Raw genomic sequence first — 13,131 nt, 5'->3', positions numbered from 1 at the left:
GAGCCTATCGTGACAGACTCCTCCTAAAATACAACTCTCGTATACATATCGGAAATGAATTTATTTTACTAATAGTGAATATTCACCATTTTTATCATCAAATTTATGCACATTCAGATAATATTTCCCTGGTTTCGCTACGAATTTTCCCTTTATAGTATTTCCTTCATCTTCACCACAAGCTACATAATTTTGCATATCTGATTCATGATAAAGTACCCATGTCATCCCAATATTTTGTTCATTTACCACAGAAATCTCTACTTCTTTTGGATCTGTAACATTAAACGTATAAACATCTGTTTGATCAGGAGTAACCAGATTTCCTTTTACAAGCGTATTAAACGGGAGTATCTTCTCTTCTTCAAGGGACCCGCCTGTTTGCGGATCTTGTTTTACAGTAACTTTTGTCTGTTCTATACTTTCTTTTCCTCTACTATCTTTCACAGTTAGTTCCACAGTATATGTTCCTTTTTCTCCATATATGTGGGTAGGATTCGCTTTTGTACTTGTTATACCATCCCCAAAGTTCCATAGATAAGAAATAACTTTTCCATTTTCACTTGTTGTACCATTGCTATGGAATTGAATTTCTTCATTTACTATCCCGCTGTATGGTCCATTCATATTTACTATAGTAGTCGTTTTTTCTTTTTCCTCTGTCGCAACACCATGGAAAACAATATCATATTCAAATTGATTAGCTGCATTCACACGATAGTTTACAAAATAGGCTGTAACTGTTTTATAACCGCTCCACCCTTTTTGGGATAACTGCTCTAAAGTTTGATTTACTTGTTTACTCATCGTTTTCCAATCTTCAGACTCACCTTTTGATATCCCACCAACGTACGTGCCTTCCACGCTAAATGTGTTAAAGAATTGCGACTCATGTTTTGTAATTTTTGCATCTTTTATATTTGCTACATCTACAATTTCGTTTTTCACTTCAGCTAACGGCTTTGGTGCGTGTTGAATTAAATAATCATTTGTTACTTGAGGTACATTATATTTACCTTGATTATCAGTCAACTGCTGCATATATGCTTGATATTCTGCATTCAATTGTGTATTTTTGCTTAATAATTCACGATACGCATCATAATTTTTCACATCGTTTGCACGGATTAAATCTTGAAGCTTATCAAATGTATCAAATTGATGATTATACAAATAAGACTGTAGTGCAAAAGAATACTTATAAAAATCCCAAGATCCATATTTGGCGAACAAAGTTTGCTTTGCTGTATAACGGCTTGCTGGATCAGATGATAAGCCACTTATTATACTTTTACGTGGAACAACATTGTTTGTACGTGTAGATCCTGCAAAAAATTCTGCATTCCCTTCTTGGAACCAAGTTAACCGTTCATTTTGATACATTTCTCCGCTTCCAAATAAACCAGGAACCTCATATCTTCCTTGTAAATAATGAGTGAATTCATGACGGAACAACTCTTCTAAACTATAAATACTCTGCTTTGGCGTACGCTCATATGTAAAGAAAGTCCCCTTCTCTTCAATATAAATTCCACCGTTGTTTGTTTCATATCCATATAATTGTCTATTTAATTGATATTCATCTGGATTATTATAAATTACTATTGTTAGTACATCATCAGCATTACCCGGTTCTAGTGCTTTATCATTTCCAATTACACGGTGATATTGTGCTTTTACTTCCTTGGCTGCCCAATATAATCTCTTAATTTTTTCTTCTGTTACTTTATCTCCCGTCTTAAAGACAATAGATCCGTCATCAAATATAATTTTTTTCAAATACGTAGAAATATGGTTTAACCAGTAATCAATGATCAGATCTTCTTAACTTAAGTAAACCTAAATCTATTTGTCTCCATACAGAAAGAGATAAATAGTTTTGTTCCTATTCATGAAATAGTACAATATATGCAAAATTACATATCTAATTAATTGCTTTTAATGTTATATTTTAATAGCGATGAATGCTATTATTTCATAAGTTGTCAACAAGCGTTATGTATGTATGAGAAAAAGGAAGGAGCCAAATAGGCCCCTTCCTTTTTCTACTAATTAACTAAATTACTCTCTGGTAAAAATTTAAATAGTAATGCTCATTTACAGGCGTCTCATTATGCATTAAACATGCTAACTTAGCTTGCTGTCGGAAAAAATAAAAACGATAGCATTAAGTTATTAAGAGACAAAAATTCATCAACACGAAGACAGATTTGTCTTGGCTAGATAAATTTGGTGATAAATACAGGAAGTAACTCTTACGATTCAATGATTCTTTTTCCTGCCTTCTACCCTTGCCACTTCTGTTTCATGACTTGTAAATAGAGATCTTCAAACTCGTTAAAAGGGACGCGAAAAACACCTAATGTATCGATATAAGCAGAAATCACATCTTTTTCATTAAAATGGATACCTTCCTGTGCTAAGTCATAGCTATCATTAAGGCTGTATAAATCAAAATATTCTTCTTCCCAATACAGGCCTCTATTTACTAGTAATCGAGTAGAGCAAGTAATAGCTTGTTTAATATTCCATTTCTGAGCTACTAACTTTTCATTTAAGACTGAAAGAAGGATGTTTACCGAGGGGTTTTCATCAACTATGCGGCTATATGACAGTAAAGCCGATTCTATATATATCAGCTTTGCTTTAGACATTAAAGATATCTCCATAATTTCATATGGCGGGTGATCATTTGCTTCAATCAACCTATCGCACCATGAAATAACCTCCTCTCTATTCCAAAGTCCGCAGCCTAGTCCTAATGCATACAAGTGGGCTAAAGTTTGATAAGATTTCAATATGGTTCACCTTCAATTTAACTGTATAGTGGTATTGCATTCATTTTGGAAATAATCACGCTTAGTAATAAATATAATAAGCTGCCCAAACGGACAGCTTATTTGCATTAAAAACGCTACACATGAACTTTTTCTTTTTTTCGACGCACAAGCCACCAAACTAAAGATAGCAGTACTAGGGGAAACGGAAATATCTGAATAAACAAAAATACTTCCCAAAAATCGTGCATCGTACTACCAGGGGAATCTGTTGCCATCCCGCCAATAAAAAAAGACAATGGAATGACAAGTATATTTATACCTAAGCTAATCATTAGGAATGATAGATTTTTCTTCCAGATTACTGGTAATGCAGCCGCGATTAATAAAACCAATGCAGTACCCAGTATAAGAAACAGTGCTCCAAATAAAAATACAAAGTATAAAATAGCATTGATTAAAGGTTCCACAATAGCCCTCCTAAGGATTCATTCTATAGAAACACTCATGTTATTTAGAAAGTCAGGATGCTATACCTCTTAGTTGTCTTTCAATTTCTTCATCGCTATAGTCTTCATTTATCTGCTTAGAATACTTAATCTACTTGCTTATATTCTGGACTGCGTTAGGACATATGTTTCTATTGTACAACCAGCTAGCAAGAAACCCACACTTATCCCTGCTAATACGGTACCTTTAAAGGCTCTGTTCATATTCATTTGCCCCTTTTATCTTTTCGTATTTTTTCTCCATCCATAGACAGTCCATTATGAACGTTTTCATTATAAGTATTGTCTGCTCCTTACTATCTGTTTCGGCCCTGATTCTTCTCGTTTACCGTTTCAGTATTACGCTTCAATTCGCATTATCATCACATAAAAAGGACATACCTATTCATATATATACCTTTATTATTTTATATTGAAATAAATAATGGTTCAAAGTTATTTTGTGAAAATTATACAAAAATTAACAATTCATCAATTACCCAACAATAGATAATATGGATAAAGAAAAAATACTAGAGAATATCACATTGTAGTAGTCTCTAGTATCTTTTCATAGTATTTTAGCGGCTATGCAATACGGAGGGATAAAAAAGGACCTCTTACGGAAAGATAAGAGGTCATCAAAAAGATAAAAATGTTGTATTTGAAACACGCGAGTTTCTAATTCACATCATAACACAATATATTTGTATATTCAATATATACATTAAAGATAAAGAATATTACATCATTGAAGATTACGGTGAACCAGGAGATAGTGTTGAAAATGAACCTACTTTGCGCAACATTTTCCCGAAAAAGTATGCGGATGTAGCACCTGCTAAGACATTTTGAATAATCTTTGCAGCTGCTACATCAACGGGTAATTTATTGTATTTCCAATCTAGAGAATCAATTGTCCAATCCCATACTTTTAAAACTAGTGAAATAGATCTTTTTAATTACATACTTAATTTATTTTTTAATGTCCAATATTTTTCTCCATTAGCTTCAAAAGAGAATTCTACCCATCCATTCGGATCTTCACGATAAATAAAGATGGTTGTTCCAGGAGTTACTGTACCAACTTTATTCTCCTCGACAGCTACATCTGGTCTACTTTTAATTTTTAAATTAAATGGATAAGGTACCTGATAGTAAGTAGCTGATGATACAACATTTGAGCTTGAACCGTCTGCATACATTTTATATGGAATTTCATTAGATAACGCGTCGACATCTAATGTTTCAGGATTCTTTGGTAATTTTTTTGCATATGTATAGTCTTCTACACGAAACGGTTTAATACGTTCCATAATACCCGCAATTTTCTTAGCCCAGCCTTTATCTGATGCATATTTCACGTTCATGCCAGTTAATGTTGACCCGTTATAATACATACCACTTTCTTCTAAATATCTTTCTCGTACATAATTAGCGTTATAAGCAATACTATCGCCGTAGCTTGGTAAATATTTCGCATATTTAAACGGATCTCCATCATATGCACGTAGACCGAATAAATTATGTTTTTGATATGCGATTTCTGATTTTCCGTATCCAGATTCTAAAATCGCATGCGCCGCTAAATAATGAGCACTCACGCCATATTGATTTTGCGCATTGATAAAATCTTGTCCATGTCCAACTAAGGGACTATCTGAATGATATTTTGCAATAAAACTATCAATCTCTTGAGCTGTAATTTTCGAAGCCACTGTTAAATTTAAATCTTCATATGAGGTAGCAGTAATAACCTCTTTTTCATCGTTTAAATTTTGTTGTAACATATCTGTTTTTGCAGTAAGTTGAGCAGCTTCAGCACGTGTTATAAATCTATTTGGTTGCCAACCGTTCTCGGTACCATTAGAAATTTTTAAATCTATTAAAATATTGGCATGTTTTTCTCCCCAATGCCCTTTTAAATCTTCAAATCTAACCTGCTCGTTATGATTTGCTGTGCTTTGTAGTTTATATGCATTTACTAGCATGGTAGCCATAGCAGCACGAGTTACTTTTCCGGATGGATTAAAGATTCCATTACCTTCACCTTTAACAATACCAGCTTTTTCAGCAGCAGCAATATAAGGAGTAGCCCAGTGGTTTTGTGAATCTGTAAAAGATGGTTTTGCATTAGGCTCAATTTTTATACCTAAAACTTTTGTCATAATTTTTGTAGCCGAAGCTCTGTCTAAGGAGTCATTTGAACCAAAAGTTCCATCTGGATAACCATTTAATACCTGTTTATCAACTAAATAGTTAACGGATTTATCAGCCCATGTAGGAACATCAGGGAATTTATGAGTATCTGCTAAAATATTAGAAGAATAGGATAATATAGCTCCTGCAAGGATACCTGTTGCAATTAATTTGTGCTTCATTAAAATAAACACCTCTACCATTGTATTTATCAAATTGAGATTTTCTATTTTTATATTTACATGTTTGTAATAATAATAAAATCGTATTATCACGCATTCAATTTGATGTAACGAGTATAGTTACTTATATACACAAGTGTCAATGAATTTCTTTTACAAAAATACATAATATTTACATGATTTTATAATTGACTTATGTATAAATTTTGTAAAGGACCTTTTGATAGATTTTACCTGAAGAAATCTCTTTAGTTGTTAATTTGCCAATCTTTCTCGTTTACTATTAATCAATTAAAAAAAGAATTTTTTGTTTGAAAATCTTAAGTTGATGGATGTGTGAACGTACCGCTACTAAAATTCTTGCTTTTAATTTATTATTACTGTATTATATTTACGTATCAATATAAGGATTATATTATATAAAAAGGAATCAAGTCTATAAGTAAGATTTAAATCCTTTTCCAATTCAAAAAGATTTTGCCAAAATCTAATATAATTTATGCTTATCTTTTTAGTATGTATCTAGTAAAAACATATTTTTTATCCATAGAATTCTGTTTTCAATGATATTAATTAGTGTTCTAAACAAGGAATCCTACAAAGTGATCTGAAAAACCTGAGAGATATTGTATGTAGTTTGCTCATCTCCAGGTACTACAATAAAAGAGCCTTACCTCTCTAGGCAAGACTCTACTAGTTTAGTTGTATACTATTTACATGATAACTAAGAAACAGAAAACATATAACACCAAATAACAGCACCCTATTACTCCTCCTACAGCTAATACCTGTTTAACCCAACTCTTAAATTTTTGATTACTGTAAATCGCTTGCACTCTTTCCATATTTCCTCCTATTAAGGAGAACCCTTAAAGACTCTCACCTCGCTATAGTACCATTAAAAAATGAATAATAGAGATCTAATGTATAAATATGCAATATTGCATACGGAAATGTATTGTTATTATTGTAAGCGCTTACTATAATAAAGTTATAAAGATTTATTACATCTTAATACGAAAAAGAGGAGAGAATAATATGGAAATCGCAATGGCAGTTTTAAAATTTATAGGTGGAGCAATCCCATTAATTCAAGAACTACTAAAAGCATTTATGTAAATTCACTATTTAGCAATTATTTATAAAAATTATTATACAAATGATCTGTATATCAAAAATGAATTGGTTTACAGATCATTTGCGTGATCAAGGTCCCTTTAACATGACTAAGGGGCCTTTTTTAAATTTTTAAATAATTAAGGTTACGTCACATCACCATCAAGTTAGCAAAATAAAACGAAACTTTAACTTGATGGTGATGGGGTAACAGTTGTGATTTAGAGATAAGATCAGATTATACAAAGTTTTGCACGTCAGCGATACCGGAAATAAACTTCGCCTTTAGTAGCAAGAATCCCCAATAAAGATAGTCAACTTGCCTATTTAGGAATAAGAGTGTCAATTTAAATAATGCATTCTGAAACACTACTCTTCTTCTAAAATAGCGTAATAATATTCATCCCACCATTCATTCCCATGTGGTATACACTTCCTGAAATAGCCTTCTCTTCTCATTCCAATCTTCTCCATTACTCGATATGATGGGGTATTTTGTGGCTGACATGTAGCTATAATCCTATGTAATTTCATTTCCTTAAAGCCATATTCCAATGTAGCTTGTGCTGCTTCAGAAGCATATCCTTTATTGAAATATTTAGGATTGAACACCCAACCAATCTCATATGTATGCTCACCAAAATATTTATGAAAAACTATATGACCAATCAGAATATCTTTATGAATTAATACTACAGGAAAGTTCTTAGCGTTTTCACCAATGTTTTCATTCACAAAGTTTCTTGTATTTTCTTCAGTAAAAACCCCTTCAGGTATGTATTTCATAACATTGATATCTGATGTATACTCATGAACAGCTTGCCAATCTTTGAACTCAAATTTCCGTATTAATAATCTTTCTGTTTTTATAAACATTTACTTTTCCCCCTCAAAAAATTGCAACTATATTTTAAATCCACATTTAACCCTTAAAACAAAAAGAACTTGTAGGACTCTCTACAAGTTCTTTTTGTTTTAAGGTGAATATACGAGCCAAACAAACTATCTTACAGATTGACTGTAGAAACTTTAGGGGTAATGCTTTGACAAATATATTATATAACAAATATTAACATCCACAGGATTTATTTTTGAAAATTATGTGAATTAAGAAAGGAAGTAGTTTTTTCTTAGCTATTATTATTATTAACTGACGGTATCATTATATTTTATTCTGCAACTTATTTAGAAGAGCTATGTACATTTCGAAGAAGTTCTTCAATAAGTTTTGTTTTTTCATTTACCTTTGTGGCATATGTGAAATCACCATAACAATATGGATACCTAAAATTATTTTTATTTCCACCACAAGTATACATCGCTGGATTTTGATCAACTTTCATCTTAGAAAACTTTTTGGCTGAATCCTCCGAGTGTTGTTTAACTTCTTGACTAGCAACAAAATCAATATAACCTGGCCCCATATTATAGCTTTGAATAATTGTATCCATGCTAACATCCTTGTCCGTTCCATATTTGTACATTTTAGCAAAGTGTTTTACCCCTTGTTCAATGCTCAAGCTTGTCTCTTGAATTTCATTTGGCTTTAATCCAAGTGATTCAGATGACTGCATAGGATCGTTTCCCTCACCTCTACTCTCTTGATACATAATTCCTAATAAAATTGGTGTTTTCTCTCCTAAATTATATTTTTCTAATTCTTTTTTTAAGGTAGACTCATATTGCAATACACGTTTTTCGGTGGCTTGCGCTTTATTTTGTTGAATATTGGTTTTATGATTAAAATATAGCATTCCAAGTATTATTACTAAGCCTAAAATACTAATAAGGAACACTTTTATAATTTGTTTTTTACTTGTATCCTTCATATATTCCTCCTCGTATAAAAAATTTAATTTTTCAAAGGTAATTGGTTATTTACAAACTATGTAATGAACATCTATCTCCCGCCCTTTTTAGACTCAAACATCAATACTTTAAGGTTTTAAGTTTAATATAAAAATTTAAAGATAAGGTAAAGATAAGATAAAGATAAAATAAAGGGTATTTTTTAGCGTACTTTAAAAGATATTGCTACAAAGGGATATATGGGACAACTTGTTGATATGAATGGATTTAGTGATAATTGAAAGGTTATTGTACAAGTTATTAATTATGGAGACATCATTCCAGAAGATTTAATCCATCTTTTCAATATGCTTTATATAAAAACCACAACATAACATATAATAAAAAACGGCGAACCCTCCACCTAGGAGAATCCACCATCACAAATAACTGATTATTTCACACCTAGTTTTTTTGCTTTCTTAGGGATCCCGTCTTCCAGCACTTCCTCTCAAGCTGTTACACCTGGAATATAATGTGATTGCATTTGAAACAGGGCTTTGGGAAGCAGCAGCTGTTCAGCAAAATTTTGATAACTCAACCGCTACAGAAGCGATGAAACAATCCTTATACTCTGTATGGAAAACTGAGGAACTTGAACAATTATTTACCTATATGAAAGAGCAAAAAGAAAAAGGAAAGCCACTCACATTAGCTGGTTTTGATATGAATTTGTTTTATAGATCTTCATTCCGCTCTTATGCAAAAGAATGGTTGCAAAAAGTAAATCCTGAAGTAAAGAGTGAATTTGATACAGCAGTGTCAGAGTTGATTGAACTGGATAGGTATTACAATAAAAATAAAACATATCCCTATGATCGGTTTAAAATGGAGATACAGCCCGTAATTAACAAGTTTGAAAAGGTTAGAATGTTTATTCAGAATCATAAATCTGAATTGATTCAAGTTACACCACATCCTACGTATGATGTGAAAGTCAGAGGTGGCATCTCCTCACCTAACCTGACAGACTATTCTTTTTATATCCGAGATCAAAAAATGGCACAAAACTTCGCATGGCTAACTGAAATGCAGTATGGAAACAAACTGGCCCCCTTTAACAAGTAATAATTTGTTCTGCACCCATGTTGATAATTCTTCTGGTAATCGGAATGTAACGGAACCATGTTGCTCTTTTATAATGACATAGGGATTGCGGAATTCTTCTTGAATGCCGATTCCAATCACTTGATACAATTTCCTGCACTGACTCGGAAACAATATATTTGGAATGTCTAATGATTCAATTTCATGAAAAGAATGACGGAATCTCACATCCATTGCAAATACCATCACACCAACTCCCAGCTATACGTAAAACACAATTAGTATACCGATGAGATCTATGTTGCGTGCAGAAATCCCTGTTTTCTCCCCAGACTTATCTACAAGAATAAAAAAGGAATCACAAGATATGTTCCCTTTTCACTATTTGTTTTCTACACTTTTAATTCCAATATTTCTAGATGCTGAATAGATCCGCCCCCTGGCAGGTAGACATCTTCCTCCTTCAGCAGGTATACGGAACTTTCCGTTTCTACTAGTGATGGAAGATTGCGCACGCCAAATAATAATACTTTTCCCCTATTGCCCAAATGACGTGGGGTATGCATGGAAATCGTAAGGTTGTTTATGCATGTAATTGTTCCTGTTCTTAAACATTTTCGGGTATCTATTTTTATTATGTTTTGCTTTTGTAGTATTTCTTATTTTTATTGTTTGATTGTTATGACTGGCATTTGCTCGTTTTCGGAAATTTCACTGTAACCAAAATAAAGTAGAAAAAACAATAAAATAATTGTCCAAATAAATATAAACACTTTATAACTATACTTCATATGAAAAACCTCATTTTCCCTATATAAGTGAATGTACATACACCCTATAAATCTAATTACATAAATTATCGGATGTTTTAGTAGTAGAGAATCATTAAGTATTAGGAATTGTTATTCATAAACATATCCAAGAATTCTTCAAAAAAATATCATCTAGGCATTTTAACATTTCATCAAAATGCACAGATGATATTTTGTACGTTTAGCTTGGTAATGCTTTTTATGTAATGAATTCTTATCTCTATTTCGCCTTAATGTTTATATGTACAAGAGTCTGTGTAGCAATTAGACTGTACTTTAAATATGTACTCAATTGTGTGTGGGAAAGGAAGCACATTTTATTTAAAGTGGTTACTTTAAAGCCCTTAATTAGTTGGTAGTCTTCTTCATTCAGACAAAAAGGAAATTTAAAGTGTGCACGTACTTTCAACTCAGACTTTTTACTACACACACTCCTATACACATAACAATATTTATAGTTTTTGTAACATTACGGAAATAACAAGAAATAATACCGAAACACTTATGATATATTGTAACAACTTAGTAATATTACTGTAACATAACGTGTATAATCGCACAATACTTTTTAACTGAAAATCAATAAATTTATGTAAGTACCCATAACATATTACATATTGTTTGTGAAACCTTTTAATGAACAAGTATAAGTGGATGGCGGGAATTGAACCCACATCAGAGGTTCTGGAGGCCCCTGTTTTACCCTTAAATTATACCCCCTCGTGGTCGGAATGACAGGACTTGAACCCGCACATTCAACGGCTACTAGATCCACAATCTAGCAAGTCTAGCATTTCGCCACAAACTCCATAAAAATAGAAAAAGACCACCGAATGTACTCGATTGTCTTTTTGCCATGCATATCTGCACAAGAAGTGTATACTTCAAACCCTTTAATATTTTTAGCTATGAGCATACTTATAAAACTCTAAAAACTATTTGATAATCTTTTAGAATCTAACTTTCTTTTAATACTATTTGCTATTTCTTCAATATTTTCATTTAGAAAGAAATGATTACCTTCAAAAGAATGAAAAGTACACGTTTTACTTGTGTATCGTTCCCATTTTATTACTTGATCATATGTAGTAAATTCATCATTTTTCCCATTAAATATAAGAAAATCAATATCACATGGTTGTGTATTTTTGTCATGAATATACGTCTCAACGATTTTAAAATCTGCTCTTAGAATAGGGAGAAAGATCTCCATTAATTCTTCTGATTGCAGTACCCCAGATGGTGTACCTCCCATTGCAATAACTTCGCTTTTAAATTGCTCATTAGAAAGATTATGTCGGATATTTCTTATTTTACTATTTGGATGATTTCTACCGGACAAAACAAGAAATTCAGGCGATACGTTTTTAGAATCTTTTATTTTTCTGGCTACTTCATAGGCGATCAAACTTCCCATGCTATGCCCGAATAGAATGTAGGGCGAATCATCTATCTGCATAACTATTTTATTGTAGACATCATTTACTGCCTCTTCCATACTTTGGTACAAGTTTTCTTCAATTCTATATCCTCTACCAGCTAACTCTACCGGGACTACCTCAATATATGGATTAAAGTGATTTTTCCATTTTGCGTAACTAAACGCAGATCCCCCAGCATGTGGAAAGCAAAAAAGTTTAGTCTTCTGCATTGATTTTCTCCTTACTTTCAAATTTGTATATAGTTTGGCAAATTGTATAAATGTCTTTAATTATTATCTCTTGAGGAAATTCATCTCTTGTTGCACAAGCAGATAACTTATAATTTGGATCAATGTTATATTGTTTAAAGTAAAAGTTTTTAGGTATATGCTTGTATGAAATTGAAGTTCGTGATTCTTTTTTTATAGAGAATGAATTTAATGGGGTATAAAGCCCTTTTCCAATCGTTTTTATATAGCTTTCTTTTAATGTCCATAAATCATAAAAATAATTAATTTGTTCATCAGAATTCATATTAGATATATCATAAAATTCTTCCGCTGAAAAAAATTCTTTTGCTAATTTAAAAGCCTCTATTTCTGAAACTTTTTCTATATCAATACCCACATTAAAATTAGCAGTAGTACAAACCACCCATTCTCCTGAATGAGACACATTAAAATGAAAGTCAGAAAAGTTTTCAACAAAAGGTTTTCCATACTCATTATATATAAATCTAATTTCTTCATTATTAATTTTATACTTTTGGCAGATTAGAGATCGGATTAGTAAATCCCCTATCAGGGTCCTATTAATGTCGCATGAATTTAATAATCGCTTCATTCGCTCTTTCTTCCCATTTGAAACCAAGTTACTAAGTTTCTTAAACAAATGACTTTCAATATTCTTTGGTATTTTCACAGCGTGAATTTGTATGATAAATCACGTCCTTTTTTAAAGAATGGCTTCATATATGAACGTTACAGAAACTCAAATTAACTTTATTAAATTGCATATACAATAGAAAAGGTGCATATTTACATATCAATGAAAATATGCACCTTCCCTCAGTAATATCATCAGGCATTCGCTTCTATTACAAAGATTTCTATGTCTCTACCAATTACTTTTTACATTATCCCCTTAAAAAGTAATGCTCTTAATATATTCATTATTCCCTACACTTGATATGCAGTTATTGGGCTGCCCTTTTCGTTCATAGCTTTGCATCTTTTATACCC

General features: G+C 32.0%; 10 protein-coding genes and 3 pseudogenes. 3 read left to right on the top strand and 10 right to left on the bottom strand.

Annotation, left to right across the window (positions count from 1 at the left end; all coding sequences use genetic code 11):
• Positions 1-60: 60 nt before the first annotated feature.
• The 3 genes and pseudogenes from colA to ACTL4X_RS12175 all read right to left on the bottom strand — a co-directional run.
• Positions 61-1,776, bottom strand: a pseudogene (gene colA, locus ACTL4X_RS12185) (collagenase ColA); the annotation flags it as partial.
• Between the two features lie 509 nt (positions 1,777-2,285).
• Positions 2,286-2,798, bottom strand: a complete 513-nt coding sequence (locus tag ACTL4X_RS12180; RefSeq protein ID WP_000844535.1) for a hypothetical protein — start codon at positions 2,796-2,798, stop codon at positions 2,286-2,288.
• A gap of 116 nt (positions 2,799-2,914) precedes the next feature.
• A complete protein-coding gene (locus ACTL4X_RS12175; RefSeq protein ID WP_000433519.1) occupies positions 2,915-3,247 on the bottom strand; it encodes a hypothetical protein in 333 nt (110 codons plus the stop codon).
• 747 nt (positions 3,248-3,994) lie between these two features.
• On the opposite strand from ACTL4X_RS12175, the pseudogene ACTL4X_RS12170 reads away from it, so the two are divergent.
• Positions 3,995-4,102 (top strand): annotated as a pseudogene (locus tag ACTL4X_RS12170) (peptidase M56); the annotation flags it as partial.
• Here the strand turns inward: ACTL4X_RS12170 and ACTL4X_RS12165 are convergent.
• Both ACTL4X_RS12165 and ACTL4X_RS12160 read right to left on the bottom strand, forming a co-directional pair.
• Positions 4,090-4,203, bottom strand: a pseudogene (locus tag ACTL4X_RS12165) (polysaccharide deacetylase); the annotation flags it as partial. The pseudogenes ACTL4X_RS12170 and ACTL4X_RS12165 sit on opposite strands and share 13 nt — an antisense overlap.
• 24 nt (positions 4,204-4,227) lie before the next feature.
• Entirely contained in the window at positions 4,228-5,646 is a 1,419-nt protein-coding gene (locus ACTL4X_RS12160) for an S-layer homology domain-containing protein (RefSeq protein WP_000680977.1), read from the bottom strand.
• Between the two features lie 933 nt (positions 5,647-6,579).
• Between ACTL4X_RS12160 and ACTL4X_RS12155 the strand changes: the two genes are divergently transcribed.
• Positions 6,580-6,765: a hypothetical protein gene (locus ACTL4X_RS12155; protein ID WP_001987408.1), complete on the top strand. Its 186-nt coding sequence runs from the start codon at positions 6,580-6,582 to the stop codon at positions 6,763-6,765.
• A 366-nt stretch (positions 6,766-7,131) separates the two neighbouring features.
• Here the strand turns inward: ACTL4X_RS12155 and ACTL4X_RS12150 are convergent, their stop codons facing one another.
• Positions 7,132-7,638: a GNAT family N-acetyltransferase gene (locus ACTL4X_RS12150; protein WP_000470150.1), complete on the bottom strand. Its 507-nt coding sequence runs from the start codon at positions 7,636-7,638 to the stop codon at positions 7,132-7,134.
• A 305-nt stretch (positions 7,639-7,943) separates the two neighbouring features.
• Positions 7,944-8,591 (bottom strand): lysozyme family protein, encoded by a 648-nt coding sequence (locus tag ACTL4X_RS12145; RefSeq protein ID WP_000655735.1) that lies wholly within the window; start codon positions 8,589-8,591, stop codon positions 7,944-7,946.
• A 496-nt stretch (positions 8,592-9,087) separates the two neighbouring features.
• On the opposite strand from ACTL4X_RS12145, the gene ACTL4X_RS12140 reads away from it, so the two are divergent.
• Positions 9,088-9,678 (top strand): erythromycin esterase family protein, encoded by a 591-nt coding sequence (locus ACTL4X_RS12140; RefSeq protein ID WP_002042143.1) that lies wholly within the window; start codon positions 9,088-9,090, stop codon positions 9,676-9,678.
• On the opposite strand, the gene ACTL4X_RS12135 is transcribed toward ACTL4X_RS12140, so the two are convergent.
• From ACTL4X_RS12135 to ACTL4X_RS12125, 3 genes are all read right to left on the bottom strand, one after another.
• A complete protein-coding gene (locus ACTL4X_RS12135; RefSeq protein ID WP_002164541.1) occupies positions 9,631-9,903 on the bottom strand; it encodes a hypothetical protein in 273 nt (90 codons plus the stop codon). The two genes, ACTL4X_RS12140 and ACTL4X_RS12135, sit on opposite strands and share 48 nt — an antisense overlap.
• 1,494 nt (positions 9,904-11,397) lie before the next feature.
• Positions 11,398-12,120 (bottom strand): thioesterase II family protein, encoded by a 723-nt coding sequence (locus tag ACTL4X_RS12130; protein WP_001172948.1) that lies wholly within the window; start codon positions 12,118-12,120, stop codon positions 11,398-11,400.
• Positions 12,107-12,811, bottom strand: coding sequence for a 4'-phosphopantetheinyl transferase family protein (locus ACTL4X_RS12125; RefSeq protein WP_002042141.1), 705 nt, complete (start codon positions 12,809-12,811; stop codon positions 12,107-12,109). The genes ACTL4X_RS12130 and ACTL4X_RS12125 overlap by 14 nt, the downstream gene beginning before the upstream one ends.
• Positions 12,812-13,131: the final 320 nt, after the last annotated feature.

It is taken from the genome of Bacillus sp. RE35 (assembly GCF_052146655.1).
Taxonomy (GTDB): Bacteria; Bacillota; Bacilli; order Bacillales; family Bacillaceae_G; genus Bacillus_A; species Bacillus_A cereus.
The sequence above is the reverse complement of the archived record's forward strand: the minus strand, read 5'-3'. Positions and strand labels throughout refer to the sequence as shown.